Source organism: Propioniciclava flava, from assembly GCF_004126535.1.
GTDB classification, from domain to species: Bacteria; Actinomycetota; Actinomycetes; order Propionibacteriales; family Propionibacteriaceae; genus Propioniciclava; species Propioniciclava flava.
Genome location: NZ_PPCV01000004.1, coordinates 198,381 through 221,498, shown reverse-complemented (window position 1 = coordinate 221,498; position 23,118 = coordinate 198,381). Strand labels below are relative to the sequence as shown.

At 68.2% G+C, this 23,118-nt stretch carries 20 protein-coding genes; 3 read left to right on the top strand and 17 right to left on the bottom strand.

Annotation, left to right across the window (positions count from 1 at the left end):
- Window positions 1–113 precede the first annotated feature (113 nt).
- The 15 genes from C1706_RS07495 to mraZ form a co-directional block, all read right to left on the bottom strand.
- On the bottom strand, window positions 114–614 hold the full coding sequence (locus C1706_RS07495) for a cell division protein SepF (RefSeq protein WP_129458606.1): 501 nt from the start codon (window positions 612–614) through the stop codon (window positions 114–116).
- A 79-nt stretch (window positions 615–693) separates the two neighbouring features.
- Window positions 694–1,398: a purine nucleoside phosphorylase YfiH/LACC1 family protein gene (locus C1706_RS07490; protein WP_129458605.1), complete on the bottom strand. Its 705-nt coding sequence runs from the start codon at window positions 1,396–1,398 to the stop codon at window positions 694–696.
- Window positions 1,399–1,400: 2 nt separating this feature from the next.
- The gene (gene ftsZ, locus C1706_RS07485) at window positions 1,401–2,567 is read right to left on the bottom strand and encodes a cell division protein FtsZ (RefSeq protein ID WP_129458604.1); all 1,167 of its coding nucleotides are present in this window, start codon (window positions 2,565–2,567) and stop codon (window positions 1,401–1,403) included.
- 180 nt (window positions 2,568–2,747) lie between these two features.
- Window positions 2,748–3,470 (bottom strand): cell division protein FtsQ/DivIB, encoded by a 723-nt coding sequence (locus tag C1706_RS07480; RefSeq protein ID WP_129458603.1) that lies wholly within the window; start codon window positions 3,468–3,470, stop codon window positions 2,748–2,750.
- The gene (gene murC, locus C1706_RS07475) at window positions 3,467–4,882 is read right to left on the bottom strand and encodes a UDP-N-acetylmuramate--L-alanine ligase (RefSeq protein WP_129458602.1); all 1,416 of its coding nucleotides are present in this window, start codon (window positions 4,880–4,882) and stop codon (window positions 3,467–3,469) included. The genes C1706_RS07480 and murC overlap by 4 nt, the downstream gene beginning before the upstream one ends.
- Window positions 4,883–4,888: 6 nt before the next feature.
- Window positions 4,889–5,986 (bottom strand): undecaprenyldiphospho-muramoylpentapeptide beta-N-acetylglucosaminyltransferase, encoded by a 1,098-nt coding sequence (gene murG / locus C1706_RS07470; protein ID WP_129458601.1) that lies wholly within the window; start codon window positions 5,984–5,986, stop codon window positions 4,889–4,891.
- Between the two features lie 12 nt (window positions 5,987–5,998).
- Window positions 5,999–7,291 carry a putative lipid II flippase FtsW gene (ftsW, locus tag C1706_RS07465; protein WP_206661029.1) on the bottom strand — a complete coding sequence of 431 codons (1,293 nt, stop codon included), beginning with the start codon at window positions 7,289–7,291 and terminating at the stop codon, window positions 5,999–6,001.
- 22 nt (window positions 7,292–7,313) lie between these two features.
- Complete coding sequence (gene murD, locus C1706_RS07460; RefSeq protein ID WP_431830693.1) at window positions 7,314–8,786, bottom strand: UDP-N-acetylmuramoyl-L-alanine--D-glutamate ligase; 1,473 nt, start codon at window positions 8,784–8,786, stop codon at window positions 7,314–7,316.
- Window positions 8,768–9,838 (bottom strand): phospho-N-acetylmuramoyl-pentapeptide-transferase, encoded by a 1,071-nt coding sequence (gene mraY, locus C1706_RS07455; protein WP_129458599.1) that lies wholly within the window; start codon window positions 9,836–9,838, stop codon window positions 8,768–8,770. The genes murD and mraY overlap by 19 nt, the downstream gene beginning before the upstream one ends.
- Window positions 9,835–11,268: a UDP-N-acetylmuramoyl-tripeptide--D-alanyl-D-alanine ligase gene (locus C1706_RS07450; RefSeq protein WP_129458598.1), complete on the bottom strand. Its 1,434-nt coding sequence runs from the start codon at window positions 11,266–11,268 to the stop codon at window positions 9,835–9,837. The genes mraY and C1706_RS07450 overlap by 4 nt, the downstream gene beginning before the upstream one ends.
- A gap of 2 nt (window positions 11,269–11,270) precedes the next feature.
- Window positions 11,271–12,755: a UDP-N-acetylmuramoyl-L-alanyl-D-glutamate--2,6-diaminopimelate ligase gene (locus tag C1706_RS07445; protein WP_129458597.1), complete on the bottom strand. Its 1,485-nt coding sequence runs from the start codon at window positions 12,753–12,755 to the stop codon at window positions 11,271–11,273.
- Complete coding sequence (locus C1706_RS07440; RefSeq protein ID WP_164987476.1) at window positions 12,752–14,530, bottom strand: peptidoglycan D,D-transpeptidase FtsI family protein; 1,779 nt, start codon at window positions 14,528–14,530, stop codon at window positions 12,752–12,754. The genes C1706_RS07445 and C1706_RS07440 overlap by 4 nt, the downstream gene beginning before the upstream one ends.
- Before the next feature lie 152 nt (window positions 14,531–14,682).
- Complete coding sequence (gene ftsL / locus C1706_RS07435) at window positions 14,683–15,279, bottom strand: cell division protein FtsL (RefSeq protein ID WP_129458595.1); 597 nt, start codon at window positions 15,277–15,279, stop codon at window positions 14,683–14,685.
- On the bottom strand, window positions 15,276–16,235 hold the full coding sequence (gene rsmH, locus C1706_RS07430; protein ID WP_129458594.1) for a 16S rRNA (cytosine(1402)-N(4))-methyltransferase RsmH: 960 nt from the start codon (window positions 16,233–16,235) through the stop codon (window positions 15,276–15,278). Before rsmH ends, ftsL begins: the two co-directional genes overlap by 4 nt.
- Window positions 16,236–16,358: 123 nt before the next feature.
- Window positions 16,359–16,796: a division/cell wall cluster transcriptional repressor MraZ gene (gene mraZ, locus C1706_RS07425; protein ID WP_129458593.1), complete on the bottom strand. Its 438-nt coding sequence runs from the start codon at window positions 16,794–16,796 to the stop codon at window positions 16,359–16,361.
- A 238-nt stretch (window positions 16,797–17,034) separates the two neighbouring features.
- Here mraZ and C1706_RS07420 point away from each other — a divergent pair, with 238 nt between their 5' ends.
- The 3 genes from C1706_RS07420 to C1706_RS07410 are packed head-to-tail and all read left to right on the top strand — an operon-like array spanning window position 17,035 to window position 21,339.
- Window positions 17,035–18,000 (top strand): AAA family ATPase, encoded by a 966-nt coding sequence (locus C1706_RS07420; protein ID WP_241653479.1) that lies wholly within the window; start codon window positions 17,035–17,037, stop codon window positions 17,998–18,000.
- Between the two features lie 7 nt (window positions 18,001–18,007).
- Window positions 18,008–19,228 carry a DUF58 domain-containing protein gene (locus tag C1706_RS07415; RefSeq protein WP_129458591.1) on the top strand — a complete coding sequence of 407 codons (1,221 nt, stop codon included), beginning with the start codon at window positions 18,008–18,010 and terminating at the stop codon, window positions 19,226–19,228.
- Entirely contained in the window at window positions 19,225–21,339 is a 2,115-nt protein-coding gene (locus C1706_RS07410) for a transglutaminaseTgpA domain-containing protein (protein ID WP_129458590.1), read from the top strand. The genes C1706_RS07415 and C1706_RS07410 overlap by 4 nt, the downstream gene beginning before the upstream one ends.
- A gap of 160 nt (window positions 21,340–21,499) precedes the next feature.
- Here C1706_RS07410 and C1706_RS07405 read toward each other — a convergent pair whose 3' ends face one another.
- Window positions 21,500–21,850 (bottom strand): SCO2097 family morphological protein, encoded by a 351-nt coding sequence (locus C1706_RS07405; RefSeq protein ID WP_164987475.1) that lies wholly within the window; start codon window positions 21,848–21,850, stop codon window positions 21,500–21,502.
- Window positions 21,851–21,945: 95 nt separating this feature from the next.
- Window positions 21,946–23,118 carry a DNA polymerase IV gene (dinB, locus tag C1706_RS07400; RefSeq protein ID WP_241653478.1) on the bottom strand — a complete coding sequence of 391 codons (1,173 nt, stop codon included), beginning with the start codon at window positions 23,116–23,118 and terminating at the stop codon, window positions 21,946–21,948.

Here is a 23,118-nt window from a genome sequence, read left to right as displayed (position 1 = left end):
GTTCACCTCACGTGATGGACAATTGTTAGGGTCGCGGTCAGGCGCCCCTAGTCACAGGGTACTGTAGCTATATTTCCTCGGCCAAGCGGCTGACCCCACTCGACCCGGAGACCTCAACTCTGGTTGAAGAAGCCCCCCGCGATCCTTTCCTTGTCCTCGGCCGTCACGACAACGCCTGACGGAGACAGAAGAAAGACCTTGCTGGTCACCCGCTCGATCGCGCCACGCAATCCGAAGATCAATCCTGCGGCGAAATCGACCAGACGCTTCGCGTCCGAGTCCTCCATATCGGAGAGATTCATGATGACGGGAATGCCATCGCGAAAATGCTCTCCAATGGTGCGGGCTTCGTTGTACGTGCGGGGGTGAACCGTCACGATCCGCGTGAGGTCCGCGGTGCGAGGAACCCCGACCGGGCGACGCCCCTCCAACGGTGTAATGCTCGCCTCCGGCGCCTCGGCGTACCGCTCCACGGCCACACTGCTTTCCGCGTCACGCTCGCGCTCCCGCGCAGGGACCGTCTCGGTCATCTCGTCGTCGCGCACATCCTCGGGATACGGCGTGTCCGACATCAGACCGAGCCACACGGCAGCCTTCTTCAAACCATCAGCCACGAGGTTCCTCCGTTCCAAGTCCCCATCACACTAGCGCGGACGCCTCGCGCCCCCGCGTGCCACGCCGCAGCCGCGCCGATCATGGCCGCCCCATCCAGACCGCCCCCAACAGGCGTCCGGCGGCGGCACCATCACGGCGATACGAGTGCAACGAGGCTTCCTCATGAGTGCAGCCTCCGACGAATTCGCTCGTCACGCCCGCAGCGTCCAACTGGCGTTGTGCAGCCCCGCCCAGATCCAGCGAGGGCGTCCCCCACCGGGTGTGCGACGGCGCAATCCCCAGGAGCCCGCTCGTCTCGGCGGCGAGGTCTTCGGGGAGTTCATAACACTGAGCGCAGATGTGCGGGCCCACCCACGCGTGGACCGGCGCATCGGTGACCTCAGTCAACCGGGCAACCGTGGCACCAATGACGCCCACCAGCAGCCCACGCCGCCCAGCGTGCACGGCCGCAACGGCAGCCCCATCTTCCGTCGCCAAGCAGATCGGCACACAGTCAGCGACCCGCACGCCCACGGCCACACCTGGCTGGGTCGCCACGAGTGCGTCGGCCTGCTGGTGGGTCAGATCCTGCACGGGGGCATCCCCGAGCGACTCCACCACATAGACGTCTGCCCCATGGACCTGGGACACGATCGCCACCGGAACGCCGATTTCGGCGGACACCCGCGCCAGGTCGGCGTCGCGGCCTTCACGGTCGCGGCCGTCGCCCACATCCACCGTGGCGGTGGTGAAGGCCACCCCCACGCCCAGACGGGCATCCGGGTCACGCCGGAAGCAAAACATGGCTACTTCAGGAAGTCGGGGACGTCGAGTTCGTCGTCGTCGGGAGAGGGACGTGACGTCGGCTGCTGCGGTGCCGGGCGCGTCGCCTCGGGAGCCGGACGACCGGCCGAAGGGGCGGCCGGAACCGCGCCTGCCTGCGTGGTCGGGGCAGACGGCGCACCAAGGCGAGGCTTGGTGATGTCAGGCTGCCGCGTGACACCGGGCTGCCGCCGCGGCGGCGCTCCACCGTCGAAGCCTGCGGCGATGACGGTGACGCGCACCTCGTCACCCAGAGCATCGTCGATGACGGTGCCGAAGATGATGTTCGCGTCCTCGTGCGCGGCCTCCTCGATGAGGTTCGCCGCAGCGGACACCTCGAACAGGCCCAGATCCGAGCCACCCGAGATCGAGAGCAAGATGCCGTGGGCCCCGTCGATCGAGGCCTCCAGCAAGGGACTGGAGACCGCCATCTCCGCAGCCGCCCGCGCCCGGTCCTCGCCACGAGCCGAGCCGATACCCATGAGGGCCGACCCCGCGTTGCTCATGACAGCCTTGACGTCGGCGAAGTCGAGGTTGATCAGGCCCGGCGTCGTGATCAGATCGGTGATGCCCGACACACCTTGCAGCAGGACTTGGTCGGCCTGCTTGAAAGCCTCAAGGATGGCGACGTGGTGATCGGCCATCTCCAGCAGCTTGTCGTTCGGGATGACGATGAGGGTGTCAACTTCCTCACGCAGCGCCGTGATGCCGTTCTCAGCCTGGCTGGAACGCCGCTTGCCTTCGAACGAGAAGGGGCGCGTGACCACGCCGATCGTCAAGGCTCCCAGCGAGCGCGCGATGCGAGCTACGACAGGGGCCCCACCCGTGCCGGTGCCGCCGCCTTCACCTGCGGTCACGAAGACCATGTCGGCTCCCTTGAGCACCTCTTCGATCTCTTCGGCGTGGTCCTCGGCAGCCTGTCGCCCCTTGTCGGGATCGGCGCCAGCGCCGAGACCGCGGGTGAGGTCACGACCGATGTCGAGCTTGACGTCGGCGTCACTCATCAACAGTGCTTGGGCGTCGGTGTTCACCGCGATGAATTCGACGCCGCGCAGGCCGGCCTCGATCATTCGGTTGACGGCATTAACGCCACCGCCGCCAACACCGACGACCTTGATGACCGCCAGGTAATTCTGGGATGCACTCGCCACGTTCGGTACCCAATCCTGTCGTCGAAACTTCGATCGCCCACGCACTCCGCGTTCACCGGTGCAGAAGACAACGGTCTCGCGAGGACTGCGAATCAGGTTATCCGAGGCCACCACGCAACGCCCGTGCACGGGGCTGCGTCGGCGCGCCTCTCAACCTTGGGTTGAGAGTTCGGGTGGCGTTCAGCGTGTCGTCGGGTGGGTCGGCGCCGAGACATCGTACTCGCGAGCCTTCACCCCCAAGAGCGGCACCACCACCTTGGCCTTGAGGTCGCTCGCCTCAGCGCTGCCCCAGGTGATCTTGCGTCCGTCCTTCAGCGTGACGACGATCGAGTCTTGCGAGGAGGCATTCATCGTCGCTGCCTGCGCACGGACCTGGTCCGGCAAGGCCGCGGCCACCGTCGCCATGTCACCGATGACGTGGACATCAGAGACGCCTGCGGTCGCGAGCAGCACCCCCCCTGGCGCCTCGGAGCTTCGATGGAAAATGACCCCGTCTGCCGAGACCCACAAGAACTCCCGCCCCAGGGGAATGATCACCACCGCTGAGCGTTCAGTGACGGCAATGGAGACCGTCCCTGGCCACGCCCGCGTCACCTTGACGGACGCGGCCGCCGGCAGCGCCGCGACAACCCGTCCCTCGATGCCGGCGGTATCGATCGCAGCCAGGGGGGTCTCCAGCGGAACCTGAGCCGCTTCCACCACCTCATCCGAGGTGAGCAAGGCGACCCCGGACACCTCGACGTCCCGCGCGAGCAGCCACGGCGACCCCCACACCACCCACGCGATCGCGCCCAGCAGCGCCGCCACGAGCACAGCAATCCCGGCGCGCTGCAGCCAGCGGCGCCGCTTAGCCCGCCCCCGGCGCTTTCGCGCTCCCGTGACGTCGACGAGGGGTTCGCTCACCCGCGCTCCTTCAGGAGCCCCACGAGCGCCGGGCCCACCACCGTGACGGCCCCCGCCCCGATCGTCAGCACCAGATCCCCCGACCGCACCAGCGCGGCCAGCGTTGCAGGAACCTGCGCAAGATCCTCGACCACCACGGCGCGGACCCCATGAGCGGCCGCACGGGCGCCCAGATGGGATGCGGTGACCCCGGGGAAGTCCGCGGCCGCCTCGCGCGCCGGGTAGATCCCCACGATCACGACTTCGTCAGCCAAGGTCAGTGCGTCGGCAAAGGCCTCCTCGAAATCGCGCGTCCGGCTGAACAAGTGAGGCTGGAAGCAGGCGACGAGCCTTCCTCCTGCGGGGACGGACTCCCGGGCGGCCGTGAGGATCGCTGCGACCTCGGTGGGGTGATGGGCGTAATCGTCAAAGACGCGCACCCCGTCCGCCTCCCCGCGAAACTCGAAGCGGCGATACGTTCCTGCGAATCGGCCCAACGCCTCACGCACCTGGGGACCGGGCAAGTCCAGCGCTCGACCGACCGCGTACGCCGCCGCCGCGTTGGTCAGATTGAATCGGCCAGGCACCATGAGGGTCAAGGGGCCGGTGTCCCCGTCTGCGCTCAGCGTCGCCGCCGTGAGGCCCGGGCCCAGTTGCACATCGCTGATGCGGATGTCCGCGTCGGCGCCCTCCCCCACCATGATGACGGTTTTGCCCCGCTCACGTAGCTGCGCGGCCACCTCACGCGAGCGCGGCTCGTCGGCGTTCATGATCACGGTCGAGACGTCCGGGGCGGATCCCAACGTGACGAACCCTTCTTCGTACGCTGCGGCCGTGCCCCAATTGTCGAGGTGGTCCGCTTCGATGTTGGTCACCACGACAATCTGAGCCGGATACTGCAAGAACGAACCGTCCGACTCATCCGCCTCGACAACAAACGGGCCATGCCCCAGCGCCGCACGTCGTCCCGTCGCCGCCAGCGGGGAACCGATGACATACCCCGGATCCTGGCCGAGTTCGGTCAGCAGGGTGGCCACCATGCCGGTCGTGGTCGTCTTGCCATGCGTCCCGGAGATGGCGATACCGACCCGGCCCAGCATGAGGGCGCCCAACGCGGCCGACCGGTGCCACACGCGCAGACCATGGTTGCGAGCAGCGGCCAGTTCCGGGTTGTCGGGCGTGATCGCCGAAGACACCACGACCGTCTGCGCAGCACCCAGTTGGGCGGCGTCATGCCCCACGAACGTGCGCACCCCGGCGGTGGCCAACTCGGCCAGCGTGTCGGAATCGTCGCGGTCACTGCCCGACACGGGGATGCCCGCGGACGCATACGCCTCGGCGATGCCGCTCATGCCAGCGCCGCCCACGGCGATGAAGTGGACCGGCCCCAGCCGATCCAACGGTTCCAGCTCAACGGGACTGATCAAGGCCATCAGTGGTCACTCTCCTGGCGCGACGCGCAACACCATGGCGGCCAGGTCTGCGGCCGCGTCGGCGGGGACCAGCCCGGCGAGACGCTCGCGCACGGCAGCCAGCCGCTCCGGATTCTGGATGAGGGGAAGGACCTCGGCGAGCAGCCGCGGCCCATCTAACTCAGCGTTGGGCACGAGGATGCCCGCGCCACCCTCCACGAGGAAGCTGACGTTGCGCGCCTGTTCCCCATTGCCGTGCGGGAGGGGCACGAACACCACCGGCAGGCCCACGGTCGCGGTCTCCATGACGGTGCCCGCACCGGAGCGACCCACCATGACGTCGGCCGCCGCATAAGCCTGCTCCATGGCGTCCACGTACGCGACCGGGCGATACAGCGCTCCCGTCGCTGGGTCCGTCACCTCGACGAGGTCGGGCGTCATGTTCTTCGGGCCTAGCACGTGCAGGATGTCCACACCAGCAGCCAACAGGTCGTCCCGCGCGGCGAACGTCGCGTCGTTGATCGCCACGGCTCCCTGCGAGCCCCCCGAGACCAGCAACACCGGACGCTCACCCGACAGACCCAGCGCGGCCAAGGCCGGAGGGCGGTCGGTGGTCACATCCAGGTCGGAGATGGCCGAGCGGAGCGGCATGCCGACGAAACGCGCGCCACGCAGCGGAGTGCCAGGGAAGGTGACCGCGACGACCTTCGCGAAGGTCGCCGCGATCTTGTTCGCGAGCCCCGGGACAGCATTTTGCTCGTGAAGGACCACGGGGACGCCACGCTTCTTGGCAGCCAGGTAGACCGGCAACGAGACATAGCCACCGAAACCAACGACCGCGTCGGCGTCCACCTCATCGAGGATCGCCCCGGCCTGACGCACGGCGTCCCACAGCTTGGCGGGCACACGGGCGAGCGCCGGGGTGAGCGAGCGAGGCAGTGGGACCGGGGGGATCATCCGCAGATCCAGGCCGGCCGCGGGGATGACGCGAGACTCGATCCCCTTCGGCGTCCCGACCGCAACGAGGGAGACGCCTGGCTCCTGCTCGCGCAGACGTTCCGCCGTGGCGATCAGCGGTGAGGTGTGGCCGGCAGTACCTCCGCCGGCGAGGACGATCGAAACCATGGGGCTCCTGGTTCAGGGTCGGCGACGGCCCGGCAGGACCGTCGAGAAGTGGCGTCGCGGCGTTGCGGAGCGAGCGCGCTGCTGCGACCAGGCGAGTGCTTCGGGTTCGTCTCGCGCACAGGCCACCAACGCTGCGATGGCCAACACATTGGCAAGCGTCGCTGAGCCGCCATAGGAGACGAAGGGCAACGGCACACCCAGCACCGGTGCCCATTGCAGGACCACGAGGATATTGATCAGCGCCTGCATCGTCAGCCACAAGGTCACGCCCGCAGCGACCAGCCGCCCGAAAAAGGTCGAACTGCGCATCGCGATCCGGAAGCCACCCCAGGCCAGCGTGATGAAAAGGGCAAAGACGCACAGCGTCCCGAGCAGGCCGAGCTCTTCCCCAATGATGGCGAGCACGAAGTCGGTATGCGCCTCGGAGAGAGCTCCCCACTTCTGTCGACTCGAGCCCAGCCCGACACCGAGCCACCCGCCCGTGGCCAGCCCATAGATCGCCCGGATCGGCTGGTGGTTGATCCCCGTGGGGTCCGCCGTCGGGTCCAGGAAGCCGAGAATGCGCGCCATGCGAGATGGCTCGAAAATCACCATCGCCGCTGTGCCCGCGCTGAAGAGCGCGATCAGCGACCCGATGACGCGGAACTGCGCGCCGACGCACCACAGCATTCCCAGCATCAAGGTGGCCAAGATGATGGCCGTACCGAGGTCCTTCTGCAGGACGACGAGCCCGATGAGGCCGCACGCGAAAAGCACGAACGGCACAAGGACATGTTTGACCTCATGAAGCAAATCCCGTTTCGTGGCGAGGACCGCTGCGCCCCACACGACGAGGGCTAGCTTCGCGAACTCGGCGGGCTGGAGGCGCCACATCGAGGAACTGCCCCCCAGGTTCAGCCAGTTACGGTTCCCGCCCACGCCATAGCCGAGCGGCGTGAAGGTGAGCATCACCAGCACCACCGCGAGGAACAAGGCGAGCCACGCGAGTTTCCGGTAGACGCTGATGCGGAGGCGGGAGAAGAGCACGCCGAGCCCCAAAGAGATCGTGAGAAAGACAGCGTGACGCTTGACGAAGAAGTACGGATCCTTGAACTGGCGTTGCGCGTAGGGAGTGGACGCCGACCACACCATGAGCATGCCGAGCCCCATAAGGATGAGGGTAGGAACCACGACGAGGAAAGTGTCCGCGAGCGGGTGAGCCAACCAATGCGCGGCCGAGGCTCGCAGGCCGCCCTTGGACGACCGGTTGGCCGACGTCGCCTCCCGGGCGGACGACTCGGTGCTGCTCGGGGTCAGAATCGCCACGGCCGCCCCCTCCTCACACTTGTCACTGTCCGAGTTGCCTCGCGGCGGACGCGAAGGCCTCACCCCGAGCGTCGTATCCGCTCCAGATGTCGCGGCTGGCACAGCCGGGTGCCAGCAGCACGGTGTCCCCCGGCTGGGCCATCTCGGCAGCCGCGGCCACCGCGGATACCATCACACCAGTGTCGCTGCCGTCCAGCACCACGACGGGCACCTGGGGCGCGTGTCGGGCCAGCGCGTCAGCAATAACCTGTCGATCGACCCCTAGCAGCACGACCCCGCGCAGCTTCTCGGCGTATCTCGTCACCAAGGTGTCGAACGTGGTCCCCTTGGCCTGGCCACCCGCGATCCACACGATGGAATCGAACGCGCGCATCGAGGAGGCGGCTGCGTGCGGGTTGGTCGCCTTCGAATCGTCCACATAGGCCACCCCACCCACCTCGGCGACCGTCTGGATGCGGTGGTCACCGGCGGGCAAGGCTCGCAGCCCCTCGGCGACCGACTGCGGCTTGACGCCAAAGCTGCGGGCCAGCGCGGCCGCAGCCAACGCGTTCTCGATGTTGTGCGGGGCCGGCGGGTGCACGTCGGACACGGACGCCAGCGGCATCGCCGAGTCGCGTCGCTGCTCGACGAAGGCTCGGTCGACCAGGAGGTCGTCCACCACACCCAGCATGGACGGCGCTGGGATGTCGAGCCGGAACCCGATGGCGCGGGCACCGTCGGTGACCTCGGCTTCCTCCACCATGGTCTGGGTGGCCGGTTCTGCCACGTTGTAGACGCACGCGTGCGTGACACGCTCGTAGATCTTTGCTTTGTCGGCCGCGTAGGCCGCCATCGGGTCCGCTTCGGCGCCGTACCACTCCAGGTGGTCCGGGTGCAGGTTCAGCACCGCCGCAGAATGGAGTTGCAGCGACTGCGTCCAATGAAGCTGAAAGCTCGATAACTCAACGGCCAGCACGTCGTAGTCGATCTCATCCAAGAGCGCTTCGATGATCGGACGCCCCACGTTGCCCACGGCATCCGTACGAAGCCCGTCGGCACTCAGCATGGACGCCAGCATCAGCGTGGTGGTCGTCTTGCCGTTGGTGCCCGTGATCCCGAGCCACGGGATGACCCGGTCGGGCTGCATCATCCGCCACGCCAGTTCGACCTCACCCCAGATGGGAATACCCCTGGCCGCCGCCTGAACGAGCAGCGGGGCGGTGGGCGCCCACCCAGGCGACGTCACGACAAGATCAACCCCCTCGGGGAGTTCAGCGCTCGCCCCGGCCCCCAGGCGGACGTCGACCCCGAGGTGTCCCAGCAAGGCGGCCTTTTCCGATTTGGCCGGAGTTTCCGCGTCGTCGAGGACGATGATCGTCCCGGCGTTGAGGGACAGCAGCCCATCGGCGGCCGCGAACCCCGACGCGCCGAAGCCAGCCACGACGACGGTCGCCTCCGGCCATGGGGAGAGCCGATCCGCCTCGGCGATCCAGTCCTTCATCCGGCCACCACCCATTCCGCGTAGAACAGACCCATGCCGGTGGCGATGAAGATGCCACAGATGATCCAGAACCGGACGACCACCGTCTGTTCGGCCCACCCCTTCATCTCGAAGTGGTGATGCAGTGGCGCCATCTTGAACAGGCGTTTACCACCGCTGAGCTTGAAGTAGCCGACCTGAGCGACCACCGACAAGGTGATCAGCACGAACATGCCGCCCAAGACGACAACGAGCAGTTCGGTACGGGTCAAGATCGCCAATCCCGCGACCGCACCGCCCAGGGCCAGGGATCCCGAGTCCCCCATGAAGATCTTTGCCGGGGACGCGTTCCACCACAGGAAACCGAAGCAGGACGCCGCCAACGCCAGGGAAATCGCGGCCAAGTCGATGGGATCGCGCACCTCATAGCACTGCGGGCCAGCCGTCGACAGGGACGCGCAGCTTTGCGAGCTTTGCCACAGATTCACCACGGCATACGCGGCAAAGACCATCGTGGTCAGGCCCGTGGCCAAACCGTCCAGGCCATCGGAGAGGTTCACCCCGTTCGAGAGCGCCGCGATGATGAAGATGATCCACAGCACGGCCAGCGCCAACGGCAGATGGAACCACTGAATGTCGCGCAGGAAGGAGACGTACTGGCTAGCCGGGGTGATGCCTCGACTGTTGGGGAAGGCGAAGCAGCCGATCGCGAACAGGGCCGCGACGAGCGTCTGCAGCGCCAGTTTGGCCCGGCTGTTGAGCCCGAGGCTGCGGGCGCGAGAGATCTTGATCCAGTCATCCAGGAATCCGACGAACCCAAGACCAGTGAACAAGCCCAGGAGCAGCACCCCCGATGCGGTGGGCGGCGTCCAGGTGATGAGGTGTGCCAGCGTGTAGGCGAGGACCACCGAGGCGATGATGGCGATCCCGCCCATCGTCGGAGTGCCTGCCTTCTTCAGGTGCTCCTTGGGGCCGTCGTCACGGACATACTGCCCATAGCCCTTGAGGACGAGCACGTGGATCGCGAGTCTGGTCCCGATCAGGGTCCCGACGAGGCCAAGCGCCCCAGCGAACAGAATCATCCTCACGCGGGGTCCCCTTCGTCAGTCGCGGCGGCGAGGGCCTCAGCGACACGTTCCAAAGCCAGCCCACGAGAGGCCTTGACCACAACGATGTCACCGGGTCGAACCAGCGCGCGCAAGCGGTTGGTGAGCGCATTCACGTCAGCAAGATACTCGCCCGTCCCCCCGGCATCCGTGGCGCCCGCGGCGATGAGAGGGCCCTCATCACCCACCGCCAGCACGTGGATCCCCAGTTCTGCGGCGAGCGCACCGAGCGCGCGATGCTCAGCATCAGCGCTGGAGCCCAACTCCAGCATGTCCCCCAGAGCCGCAATCAAGCGTCCCAAACCGTCGCGCATCCCCGCGAGCGTATGGAGGGCCGCACGCATCGAGTCCGGGTTGGCGTTGTAGGCGTCGTTGAGGATCCGCACCCCATCGGGACGCGTGATGAGTTCCATTCGCCACCGCGACGCCGCCGTCGCCGCCGAAAGCGATGCGGCGATCTCGCCTAGGCCCACGCCCGCGGCGAGCGCAATCGCCGCTGCCGCCAGAGCATTCAACACCTGATGGCGGCCCAGGACGCGCAACTGCACCTCGGCGCGGCCAACGACCAGTCCCGCAGCATTCAGTTCGAAGCGATGCCGCTGGAGCGCGTCCGGGCGCACCTCCTGCGCCCACACCCGCAACGCCCCTGCCTCCGCACCGGGATCCCCTTCCGCGGAGAACACCGCGCGACGCGCGGTCGTGCGCGAAGCCATCGCGGACACGAGCGGATCATCGGCATTGAGCACGGCCCAACCCTGCGGGGGCAGCGCCTCCACAAGTTCACCCTTGGCCTCGGCAATCGCCTCAACCGAGCCGAACTCCCCCACATGGGCGTGCCCGACGTTCAACACGGCCCCGATGGTGGGGCGAGAAATCCGGGCGAGCGCGGTGATGTGGCCGCGTCCGCGGGCCCCCATCTCACTCACCAGGAACCGGGTCTCAGAGGTGACCCGGCAGGCCGTCAACGGGGCGCCGATCTCGTTGTTGAACGAGCCGGGCGGGGCGATCGTGGCGCCCGCATCACCCAGCACCTTCGCGACGAGATCCTTGGTCGAGGTCTTCCCGGACGAACCGGTAATACCGACGACCCTCAACCCCGTCACCTCCGCCCGGGTCACCACGTCGCGTGCCACCTCCGCCAGGGCCGCGACGGTGTCGGCGACCACGATCTGGGGCAGATCCACCGCCACCTCGCGGGTCACCAACGCGGCACGAGCCCCCCGATCGCGCGCCTGTTCCAGATGGTCATGCCCGTCGGTGCGTTCCCCCGCGATGGCCACGAACAGTCCCCCAGGGGTGACCACGCGGGAGTCGGTCACGACATCGGGCCCCACCAACTCGTCGGCGTTCGTGGCGCGCACGAGGCGCCCACCCGTGACGTGAGCGACGTGTGCGAGCGTCACCGGATCCATGGTCAGTTGCCTTTCAAGTCGCGGACGACCGCGACATCGTCGAAGGGGGTGATGACGCCAGCGATCTCTTGCCCGGACTCGTGGCCCTTGCCCAGGACGGCGATCCAGTCCCCGGGGCGTCCACGACGAAGGGCTTCAGCGAGCGCCGAGCGACGATCGCCCCCGTCGATCACCTCAGCCCCCGCGACTTCTTGCGCCCCGGCCATGACCTCGGCGCGGATCGCGGCAGGATCTTCGCTGCGTGGGTTGTCGTCGGTGACCACCACCAGGTCGGAGGCCAGCGCCGCCTCGCGCCCCATGGGACGCCGCTTGGACCGATCCCGGTCGCCCCCCGCACCCAGGACCGCGATGTGACGTCCCGTCGTAGGCAGGGCCGTCAGCGCGCTATGGACCGCCTGCGGCGTGTGCGCGAAATCCACCACCACATGAGGCGCATCAGGGCCCAGATCGACGCGCTGCATGCGTCCGGGAACGTGCGCCAACGCCACACCAGAGGCGGCCACCGCGACGTCGCCACCATCAGCCCCCACCATGGCGAGGGCCGTGACAGCATTCGCCACATTGAAATCGCCCAGCATCGACGTGGTGAACTCCAGTTCGCCACCAGGGTGTGCCATCAGCACGCGGAAACCGCCCGTGGCGAGAGGCTCCGCATGGACGACGCGATAATCGGCGTCCGGGCCCAACGTGGTGATCAAGGTCGAGATCCCCTCGCCCTTCACCCGGTCGGCCAGGATGCGTCCCCAATGGTCGGCGGTGTTGATCACCGCGACCCGGCAGCGTCCGCCCGTAAACAGACGCGCCTTCGCCTCGAAGTAGGCCTCGATCGTGTGATGAAACTCCAGGTGGTCGTGACCCAGCATCGTGAAGGCCGCCACGTCGAACACCATGCCGTCGACCCGATGGAGCGCCAGCGCATGGCTGCTCACCTCCATCGCGACCGCGTCCGCACCTCGTTCGACCATGACACCCAAGAGAGCCTGCAAGTCCGGTGATTCGGGTGTGGTGATAGTGGAGCGGGACGTGGCCAGGGGCTCACCGCCCACGCGGAACCCGATCGTCCCGATGGTGGCCACCCGATGCCCCAACGCGGTCAGCGCCGCGTCCAGCAGGAAGACCGTGGACGTTTTTCCGTTCGTGCCGGTCACGCCGTACAAGCGCGTGCGCTCCGCAGGACGCCCATATAGGTCGGCAGCGATCTGGGCCATCGTCACCCGGGGATCTGCCACGACCACCACGGGGATCCCGGCGCTCGTGGCATCGGGACGCCCCGCCTCGTCGGTCAGGATGGCGACCGCCCCCGCCGCTGCGGCGGCCTCGGCGAACCGGGCCCCGTGCGTGACGGCTCCCGGAAGCCCCACGTACAGATCCCCGGGCCGGATCCGGCGCGAGTCCAGCGATACCCCTGTCACGATTCCCGGGGCACCGGGAATCAGGGACGCCAGGGGCAGCCCGGCCGGTGCACAGGGACGAAGATCCTCGGTCATCGACGCGGTTCCTCCTCCTTGACCAGGGGCAGTTGAGTCTTGTCGATCGAAGCGCTCGGCGTCACACCATAGCGGGGAAGGGCCAGGCTCATGATGTCCTTGTAGACGGGACCGGCCATGCCCAGACCTGCGCCTTCGGTGTCCGGCCGAGCGACGAGGACGTACACCAGGATCTGAGGATCATCCACCGGAGCCACCCCAACGATGGAGGCGACCTGTCCGGAGTATCCGCCCGAGGTGGAGGCCAGGCGTGCCGACCCGGTCTTGGCTCCCGAGGTGTATCCGGGGATCCCGATCTGCGCGTCGTTGTAGATGGTTCGCTGCTCCATCATCTTGACGACCTCGTGCGCGGCCTCCTCCGAGACGACGCGATGGGACGCGGGGGCCTCGGCAGGGTTCATGGCGCCTTCGGTGCCGGTCGCCTTGATGAGAGAGGGTTCGGTGTAGACCCCGCCGTTGGCCACGGCAGCGACCGCAGCGGCCATCTGAACCGCGCTGACGGATACGCCGTAGCCAAAAGCCATCGAATCGGCCTGATACTGGGCCATGTCCGGGGGCGGAACCGACCCGCTGACCTCGCCGGGCAACCCCAGATCAGTCTTGGTACCAAGCCCGAACTTGACCATATAGTCGCGCAGCTTGGCCGCGGGCATGGCTCGCGCTGCCGTGATGGCGCCAACGTTGGAGGAGCGCACCAAGATGCCGCGGGTCGTGATGTCGATGGGCCCGTGCGTGAAGGAGTCCTTGACGGTGTGCTCGCCGACATCGATGGTGCCGTCGATCTTGTAGGTGGTGTCCGGCGTGGTCAGTCCCGCGTCGAGCAGGGAGGCCAACGTGAGGACCTTCTGGACCGAGCCGGGTTCGTAGACGGCGTTGACGCCGCGGTTGCCCGTGTCCTCCGCCTTCGCGTCCCCAGGGTTGTTGGCGTCGAAGGACGGGTAGTTCGCCAGGCTCAGCAACTGGCCGGTCTCGACATCCATCACGATGGCGACGCCCCAGTTGCCGCTGACCTCCTTGACGCGATCAGCGAGCCGTTGCTCGACCATCCACTGCAGGTCGGGGTCGAGGGTGAGCTGCACGTCGGTGCCGTCGACCGCGGGGGTGAGGACCTGGTTACCCAACGGGATCTTGCCCATGGGCGAGGTTTCGAAGATCTCGCGGCCGGGGGTGCCGGTCAGTGTGCTGTCGAGGGAGCGCTCCAGGCCAGCGGCGCCCTTGCCGTCGCTCATGAACCCGACGACATTGCTGGCCACAGAACCGTAGGGGTAGACGCGACTCGGATTCGATTCCCGCGTGATCCCGATGAAGCCGGCTTCGGTCAAGGCGGTGTTCAGCGATGACCAGGTGCTCGCCGCCACCTGCTTGGCGAGCAACTGGTATTGGCTGTCGGTCTTGCGCAGCTTGGCCTCGACCTCGGCCCGGTCCAACCCGAGGGCCGGAGCGATGATGTCCGCCATGGCCGCCGGCGCGGAGGCAGCCTTGTCACGGTCTGCCTGCGTCATGGTGGTCAGCTCTTTACCGTTCGTCGAAATGCGCTTGGGGTCGGCCACGACGTTGACCGTGGACTCGGTCAACGCGAGCACGGAGCCGTCACGAGCGGTGATCGTCCCGCGGACGGCAGGAACCGAGCGCGCCACCGTCATGTCGGTCGCTGCCTGTGCGGCAACGGCCTTGCCGTTGAACACCTGAATCTGGACGGCACGCGCACCGACGAAGGAGAAGATGATCGCCACCAGCACGATCAGGACGCGAAGCCGACGCGTCGGGGACACCATCCCGGCCCTCCGCTTCCGCGGTCGGGGGCGCTGACCCGGCGACTGGGCGGAGCGCGAACTCCCCGAGGAGGAGGCGGGACGGCGACTCCCGCCGCGCGAGGACGCCGCCGACGACGTGTTGCGGCCGGAGTGGGGTGGACGCCGCGCGCTGCTCATCCGCGCGCCTGGTTCTCAGGGGATGGCTGAGCACCAGCGTCTGCTGGTGCGCTGGGTTGAGCGCTGGGCAGCGGGGCATTGGCTTGCGGGGCGGCTGTGTCCACGGCCCCGGCTGCGGCCGGATCGGGAGCTGCCGAGGCGGAGGCGTGTGCGCTCGGGGCGGGCGCGGTCACCCTCAGGCTGGGGATCTCGTTGCCGGAGGCGGGCATCGGCGTCCCCTGGATCGAGCCGGAGCCGAGGTCGATGAACACCGGGTGCGCGTTGGGGACCATGCCCAACGCCGTCGCCCGTCGCCCCAGCTCACGCGGCGCGTTGGCCCGGTACACCTTCGACTCCAAGTCAGACACCTGATAGGCCAACTCGCTGGCGGTGCGCTGCTTGGCGCGCAACTCGAACTCGCGGGTCTGCAACGCGGTGCTCAGCACGAGGACGCCGACGAGCCCCGCCACGAGGATGCCGACCATCACCACCCCGAACATCAGCGACGACATGCGTCGCGGTGGGCTGGTGATCCCGACCAGGGTGGGGCGCGCCTGCGCCGCAGCCTCCCCTAGCTTCCGGGGAGCCTGCTTGATCGCGTTCCATGCCGTCATGCCTGCACCTCACGTCGCTCAACGGCCCGCAACCGGGCTGACGCCGCCCGCGGGTTGATCTGCGCTTCCGCGTCACTGGGGCGCTCCGCACCCCGCGTGAGCGCCATGAACCGTGCCCGATGCTCGGGGGGAACCACCGGCAGGCCGCGTGGAGCGGTGTCGGTGGTGGCCGCAGCGAAAGAACGCTTGACCAGGCGGTCCTCCAGCGAGTGGTAGGCGAGCACCGCGAACCGGCCCCCGGGCGCGAGCGCGTCCAAGGCGGCCGGAAGCAACCCCTCCAGAGCCGTGAGTTCACCATTGACTTCGATGCGCAGCGCCTGGAACGTGCGCTTGGCGGGGTGCCCTCCGGCGTGCCGGGCAGCCGCCGGGATCGCCTCATCGATCGTGGTGACCAGGCGGGCCGACGTCTCATAGGGTGCCGCCTCGCGCTCAGCCACGATGCGGCGGGCGATGCGATCGGCGAAGCGTTCCTCGCCGTAGGCACGCAGGATCCGTGTCAGGTCGGCGGTGCTGTAGGTGTTGAGCACCTGCGCGGCAGTGATGCCAGCCTGAGGCGACATCCGCATGTCCAGCGGTGCATCCGCCGAATAGGAGAACCCTCGCTCGCGGCGGTCGATCTGCATGCTGGACAGGCCAAGATCGGCCAAGATCGCCTGCACCTGCGGTGTCTTGTCCTCAGCCAGGACGTCGGGAAGTTCGTCGTAGACAGCCTCGTACAGCGCCACGCGATCCCCGAACGGCGCGAGCCGCTCGCGCGCGATCGCCAGCGCGTCACGATCCCTGTCGATGCCCACCAGGCGGGCTCGCGGACACGTCCGCAGCACCGCTTCGGCATGCCCCCCAAGACCGAGGGTGCAATCGACGTACGTCCCGCCCTGCTCGAGGGCTGGTGCCAGGAGAGCGATGGTGCGTTCAGCCATGACGGGCACGTGCCCGGTGGTGGATGGCTGCCCCATGATCCCTCCTCCTTCGTTGCGGTCCGTGCAGTCGGGTTCCGGTCCGTACCGATGACCTGGCGCCGGGGAAGTGGCGTCAGGGCATCGGTCGGGCCGAAGCCTCACCGCGCGGGCGGTGTCTCATCAGTGGGTCTCCCCACCGGGGAAGATCTCCTCATCCATGCCGGCATACGCCTCGTCCTGTTCGGCCGAGTACGCCTCCCACGCGGCGAGGTCCCAGACCTCGACACGGTTGAAGGCGCCGATGACGGCGATCTCCTTGTCCAGCCCCGCGTAGTTCCTCAGAACCGGCGGGATGGTCACGCGTCCCTGCTTGTCCGGCGTCTCTTCCGAGGCGCCGGCCGCGAACATGCGCTGAAAGTCACGAATGCCCCTCAAGGTTGAGGGGCCGTTCATGGCTGCCTGCGCCTGCCGCTGAAACTCCTGGGGGGTGTACAGGGTCAAGCAGCGTTCCTGCCCCTTGGCGATGATCAGGCCTTCGCCGAGTTCGTCACGAAACTTCGCAGGCAGGAAGAACCGGCCCTTGTCGTCCACCTTGGGGAAGTGCGTGCCGAGAAACATGCACCCTCCCTTCGGCCACCCATGTCCTCCATTGCGCTCCACATTACCCCACAATCCACCACTTCGATCAACGACTCCTCCCCTCTCCGCGTGCCGCGCTCCCGCAGTTGGGCGGGGACGTTCCCCCATGGGTGACAAGCGGGAATCGGCGTCGCGCAGGGTCCAGGCACACGCTTCGCCTCGCGTCCGCCCGCCTGGGCATCCCGCAGCCTTTCCCGGGGCCGGTAGGGTTCCGCGTGTGTCGAACACCACATCCGCCGACGTCACCGAGGTCGCAACGCTCGCGCACGACCTGCGCGCCGCTATCAGCGGAGTGATCGAGGGAAAACCGCACGCAGTCGACATGGCCCTGGTCGTTCTGCTCGCCGGAGGACACCTCCTCATCGAGGACGTCCCCGGAGTCGGAAAGACGATGCTCGCCCGGACGATGGCCCGCTCATTGGACTGCTCGGTGCGTCGCATCCAGTTCACCGCCGACCTTCTGCCCAGCGACATCACCGGCGTGTCGGTGTTCAACCCGCAAAGCCGCGCCTTCGAGTTCAAGCCCGGCGGCGTGTTCGCCAACATCGTCATCGGCGATGAGATCAACCGCGCCTCACCCAAGACGCAGTCCGCCCTGCTCGAAGCGATGGAGGAGCACCAGGTCTCCGTCGACGGGGCCACGCACGCGCTGCCTGAGCCGTTCATGGTCTTCGCCACCCAGAACCCCATCGAGATGCAAGGCACCTATCCCCTGCCCGAAGCTCAGCGGGATCGCTTCATGGCGTCGATCTCCATGGGGTACCCCAGCCGCTCGGCCGAGGTGGACATGCTGGAGCATCACGCGGCAGCCAACCCGCTCGACGCCGTCCGCCCCGTCACCGACGCGGCCGCGATCCTGTCGGCGCGTCGCGCCGTCGGCCGGGTGTACGTGCACCCTGCGCTCAAGGACTACGTCGTGGGGATCGTCGCGGCGACCCGCACCAGCGACCAGCTCCGGCTGGGCGCCTCCCCCCGCGCCAGCCTGCACCTTCTGCGCGCCGCCAAGGCGCGAGCGGCCATCGCCGGCCGCGGGTATGTCATCCCCGAGGACGCCAGCGCCCTCGCCGCACCCGTCATCGCCCACCGCCTGCTGCTGAGTCACCGAGCGCAGACGACCCAGGCCAGCACGGTCGACATCGTCAACGACCTGTGCGCCACCGTCCCTGCCCCGCGTCGCACCTAGACCGCCGATGAGGTCCCTTCCCCGGCCCACCGGTCGGACCGTCATCGTCTGGGCCATCGGCGTGGTCCTGCTCCTGGTCGCCATCGGGCTGGGCAATCAGGATCTGCTCTGGCCGTCGGTGTTCTTGCTTGTCCTCCCCCTCGTCGCTCTCATCTCGGTGGTGATCCGACCGCCGCGATTCACCCTCGAACGCACGCTGGACCCGCCCACGGGTCAAGCCGGGCAGCCGTTGAGCGTCCGCGTGAACGTCACCACCGTGCGCTCGGGCCCCCTCACCGCCGTGTTCGCCGAAGATGTCCCGGATCCGGCCCTGGGCCGCGGCGTGCCCTTCCGGTTGGACACCACCGAAGCGGGGGCCACCACGAGCGCCGAATATGTCCTCCACCCACAACGCCGGGGCCGGTTCGAGTTGTCCGGCTTCGCCTACCGGTTCGCCGACTTCCTGGGCTTGTGGGTACACACCGTCCGGGGCGGATGCGTGACACCGGTCGTCGTTCATCCCCTGCACGCCTGGCTCCCCGGACGCCGCGCGCACTCCTACGGCATCACCGGGGAGACGCCGATTCCCCAAACTGCGCTGTCAGGCCCCGATGACGTGATGGTGCGGGAGTACCAGCCCCGCGACGACGTCCGACGCATCCATTGGCCCTCGACGGCGCGGACCGGCTCTCTCATGGTCCGACGTGAGGAAGCCGCCTGGGATCCCACGGCCTGGGTTCTCCTGGACTCCCGTCGCGCCCCTCACCCCCTGGTCGGCGGCCTCAGCCCCACCTTCGAAGCGCTCGTCTCGGCGGCGGCCTCGCTAGGCGCGCGCATGCTGAGCGACGGGTTCTCCGTCACGCTCGTCGACGCCGACGGCGTCCACACCACCATCTCCGCGGACACTCCCGACGCCGTCGACCGCTGGCTCGACCTGCTCGTGGACGCCGACCTTACGGCGGCACCCGACTTGCTGGAGGCGTCCGCCTCCCTCGCCCAGGCGAGTGGAGAAAACCTCGTGGTCGCGCTGCTGGGCGACCTGGACCGCAGCGTCGCCGAAGCGCTCGTGTCCGGGGCGGGTTCCCGCGAGAACCGGGTCGTCATCGCGCTCCAGAACTCCGGGGAGACTCCGGGTGCGTGGGACGCCGGGGCGGACATCCTTTCCGACCACGGCTGGCAGGTGAGCCGCCTGCCCGGCACCCCGGAGGCGTTGGCGGCTGCCTGGGGCGACGCGGGAGGTGCCCGATGAGCTACCCCTGGCGTGTGACGCTCACCCTCATCGCGTCCTGGTGGCTGCTGCTGTGGCCCTGGACACACCTCACCACCGACACTCCCACCCTGGTGGCGTCCGCCCTCGGGGGCACCGTCGTTTTGGTCATCGGGGCGATGACGGCACGGCGGGGAGGCTTCCTCATGTTCCTCATGCTGCTGGGCGCGGGTGTTGCCGCGCTGTGCGTGAGCGTTGCCGCGCTGGCGGGCTTCACGGCCGTGACTCAGATGCCCCAGGTCGCCCTCGAAGGTGTGTCCTACCTGCAGGCGGGAACCGCGCCGGTCGGCGCCCACCCCGGCGCGACGGTCATCATCCTCGGAGCCGTCATCGCGCTCGCCGTCGCAGCGTCGCTGCTGACCCTCCCCTCCCGCCAGCCTGCTCTGGGGATCCTGCCGTTGGTCAGCCTGTACGTTGCCCCGTCGGTGATCGTGGTGACCCCCATGCTGTGGAGCGAGTTCTGCCTGTTGGCGGTGGCGTGCGTCGCCCTGCTGTGGGCTGGGTCCGCTGCTCCCCGCAGTCCGGGTGCGACCAAGAGCATCGCGTTCGTGGCCACACTGGTGATCGGGGCGACCAGCCTTGGCATCACCGATGGGCTTTCGCGCGTGATCCCTCCCCTGGAGCCGCCGCGCAGCCAAGACCCGCTCCAGATGAACGACCCCAGCCTGGACCTGAAGCGCAACCTCGTCCAGGGCACCGACGACGTGGTGCTGACGTACCGCACCTCCTCGGGACAAGGCGAATACCTCAAGCTGGCGACGCTGACCGCGTTCTCCCGCACTGGGTTCGGCCTCTCCGATGTGCGGGTCGGCACCGGGAGGTTCCCCGCCGTCCCCGGCGCTCCGCCAGGAAAGAGCACCACGACGTCAGTGCAGGTGGGTGCCTTCCGCAGCGAATGGCTTCCCGTCCCCTATGCCCCGACGGACATCAGCGCACCGGGAGACTGGGGGTTCGCCCTCGACACTCTCGACGTGATGGCGCTGGACCGGGTCAACCGCACCGCAGCAACCGAGAACCTCACCTATGACGTCACCAGCCTCACGGTTGATGCGAGCCGCGAAGCCATCGCCCGAGCGTCAGCGGACGACGCGCCACGCCGCGAGGTGACGACGGCGACCGCAGGGCTTCCCGCCAACGTCGCCGCGTTGGCCCGCGACATCACCCGCGACCAGACGACAGCGGGGGCGAAGGCGCAGGCATTGGAGGCCTACCTGCGCTCCGACCGCTTCACCTATTCCACCGCCAACGACACAGGGGTCGGCGACGGCATCGACACCATCGAGGACTTCCTCTTTCGCTCCCATCGCGGCTACTGCGAGCAGTTCGCGGGCTCCATGACGCTGATGGCGCGCACCCTCGGCATTCCCGCACGCATGGCCGTCGGCTTCGTTCCCGGCACCCCGTCCGATGGCAGTTGGAAGGTCACCGCGCGCGATATGCACACCTGGCCCGAACTGTGGCTGGACGGACTGGGCTGGGTGGCGTTTGAACCCACCCCCTCGCGCGGGGGCTCTGCGGCGACCCAGGCACCCAGCCCTGCCTCGGCCACGCCCACCGTGACAGCGCAGCCGACGGCTGAGACGGCCTCTCCCGAACCGGAGCCGGTAGGCAGCGCCTCGGAGGAGCCGGACCCGGCCACCTCCGCGTCCGACGCCGCAGGGGCCGGGGACGTCCTGCCCTGGATTCTTGTGGGTCTCGTCGTCGTGGCCGGTGGTGCGGCCCTGGTGTATCTGTGGCCATCGTGGGCGCGCTCGCGCCGTCGAGCACGCCGACTGTCAGGCACGGGCGACCCCAGGGCAGACACCGTGGCGGCCTGGGACGAGGTACGCGACTCGGTCACCGACCTGAAACTGCCCTGGCCCGACGGCTCCCCACGGTTCGCGGCAGAGCACCTCCTCGACCGGTTGGGTGGTGACGCCGCAGCCGAAGCCTCGCTGCGCACTCTGGCCGCCGCCACGGAGCGCGCCCTGTTTGATCGCTCCGAGGACTACGACCTGCCCGGCGCTTGGCGTGACGAGGTCGAAACGATCGTCGTCGCGTTGACTGCGGCCGCACACAAGCGGCACTCCTCCACCCCGCGCCGCGCCGCCTAGCCACAACACCTGTCCGGGGACGCCGCGGTCCGCAGAGGACGCCGCCCGCCCCGCCGAGGGCAGCGGATGCCCTCGCCTGCGGAGCGCACCCACCAGGGGGATCGGCGGTGGATATGGCGAATGCCCGGCATCACGCCGGGCGTTCATGAAAGACGAGGGATCAGAAGCGATCGTCGGGTCGCTGTCGCGAGTCCCGTTCTGTCGGGGTGCGGTGCGGCGCGCCCCTCGGAGGCTGCACGCCACTATCGACGTGACGCCAGGCGCTGATAGCCACGACCGTCGAGGCCAGCATCGCGACGAAACCGAGAACGCTGATCACCCAGGTGAACTGCATGCCAGCCACCAGTGCCACCAGCCCCACAACAAAGCCGAGGCCCGCCAGCGCTGCCTGGCGACGATGCAGGGACCGAGAACGGCTTCCCCGCAAGGTATTGGCGAGCTTGGGGTCATCGGCTGCGAGGGCGGCCTCCAACTGTTCGAGCAACCGTTGCTCATGCTCTGACAGTGCCATCGCGCCTCCCTTCATCGGTGCGCTCATGCGAATGTCCCCTCAGTCTAGGCGGCTCGCCACACAAACGGAACCGCGGCCAGGCGGATCCTCGACGCTCATCCGACCGCTCTTCGTCGCGTCAGCCGTGCCCGGGAAACCGCGTCAGGGCCGAAACGTGCGATCGCGGCGTCCGCCGCTCGTTCCGCTTCACGCCACCCCCGCTCGGGCTCGTCCAGCGCGGGCTGGGTGGCGACCTGATCGGCGTCGACCAACTGCTCCACGCGGATCCCCACCCGGCGCAATCGCGGCCGCTCCAAACGAAACGCGCTCAACAACCGCAACGCGGCCGTATGGACCTCTGAGGTGACGTCGGTGGGGTAAGCCAAGGTCACCGACTTCTGTACCGTCCGGAAGTCGGCAAACCGCAGGCTGAGCGTCACGGTGCGCCCAACCACCTTGGCCTGCCGCATCCGGGACGCGACCCTGGCGCTGATCCGTAGCAGTTCGGTGGCGACCGCTTCCAGGTCGTCGGTGTCCTTGGCGAAGGTCTCTTGACTGCCCACGCTCCGCTCGGACGCCTCGGTGGCCACCACGCGACGCCCATCAATGCCCCAGGCGAACTCCCACAGTTCGGCTCCAGCCCGGGCCCCGAAAGCCCGCTGCAGCGTCGATTGGGGGGTGTGGGCCACATCGCCAACGGTGTAGAGGCCCAGCTTGTTCAGCGCTGCGGTGGTGGCGGGCCCGATGCCCCACACCTTCTCCACGGCCAGCGGATGCAAGAAGGGGATCACCTCCCCAGGCTGTACCCGCACCAGCCCGTCGGGTTTGGCCTGGTTGGAGGCCATCTTCGCGATCAGCTTGGAGGGGGCGATCCCCACCGAGCAGGGAATGCCCTGCTCGTCGGCGACCAACGCCCGGATCAGTTCGCCGACCTGCTCAGGTTCGCCCAGGAGCCGCCGCGTCCCGGTGATGTCGAGGAAGCCCTCATCGAGGGACACCCGCTCCACCGAGGGGGTGATCGTGGAGAAGATCGCGAACACACCTTGCGAGGCCGCCTCGTAGGCGTCGTAGTCGGGAGTGATCGCGATGGCGTCGGGGCACAGGCGACGCGCCCGCGTCGAGGACATGCCGCCTTCGACGCCGTAAGCCCGCGCCTCATAGGAGGCCGACAGCACGACGCCCCTTATCGCGCCCCCAACCCACACGGGTTTGCCGCGCAGATCGGGGCGGCGGCGTAGTTCGACGGCGACATAGAAGGCGTCCATGTCGACGTGGCAGATGACCGTCAC

Excerpts from the sequence above, each read along its gene's own strand:
- C1706_RS07490 (WP_129458605.1), bottom strand. The coding sequence starts at position 1,398 with ATGTTTTGCTTCCGGCGTGACCCGGATGCCCGTCTGGGCGTGGGGGTG.
- murC (WP_129458602.1), bottom strand. The coding sequence starts at position 4,882 with ATGGCCTTGATCAGTCCCGTTGAGCTGGAACCGTTGGATCGGCTGGGG.
- murG (WP_129458601.1), bottom strand. The coding sequence starts at position 5,986 with ATGGTTTCGATCGTCCTCGCCGGCGGAGGTACTGCCGGCCACACCTCA.
- murD (WP_431830693.1), bottom strand. The coding sequence starts at position 8,786 with ATGGGTGGTGGCCGGATGAAGGACTGGATCGCCGAGGCGGATCGGCTC.
- C1706_RS07450 (WP_129458598.1), bottom strand. The coding sequence starts at position 11,268 with ATGGATCCGGTGACGCTCGCACACGTCGCTCACGTCACGGGTGGGCGC.
- C1706_RS07445 (WP_129458597.1), bottom strand. The coding sequence starts at position 12,755 with ATGACCGAGGATCTTCGTCCCTGTGCACCGGCCGGGCTGCCCCTGGCG.
- C1706_RS07440 (WP_164987476.1), bottom strand. The coding sequence starts at position 14,530 with ATGGTGTCCCCGACGCGTCGGCTTCGCGTCCTGATCGTGCTGGTGGCG.
- ftsL (WP_129458595.1), bottom strand. The coding sequence starts at position 15,279 with ATGACGGCATGGAACGCGATCAAGCAGGCTCCCCGGAAGCTAGGGGAG.
- rsmH (WP_129458594.1), bottom strand. The coding sequence starts at position 16,235 with ATGGGGCAGCCATCCACCACCGGGCACGTGCCCGTCATGGCTGAACGC.
- mraZ (WP_129458593.1), bottom strand. The coding sequence starts at position 16,796 with ATGTTTCTCGGCACGCACTTCCCCAAGGTGGACGACAAGGGCCGGTTC.
- C1706_RS07415 (WP_129458591.1), top strand. The coding sequence starts at position 18,008 with ATGAGGTCCCTTCCCCGGCCCACCGGTCGGACCGTCATCGTCTGGGCC.
- C1706_RS07410 (WP_129458590.1), top strand. The coding sequence starts at position 19,225 with ATGAGCTACCCCTGGCGTGTGACGCTCACCCTCATCGCGTCCTGGTGG.
- C1706_RS07405 (WP_164987475.1), bottom strand. The coding sequence starts at position 21,850 with ATGGCACTGTCAGAGCATGAGCAACGGTTGCTCGAACAGTTGGAGGCC.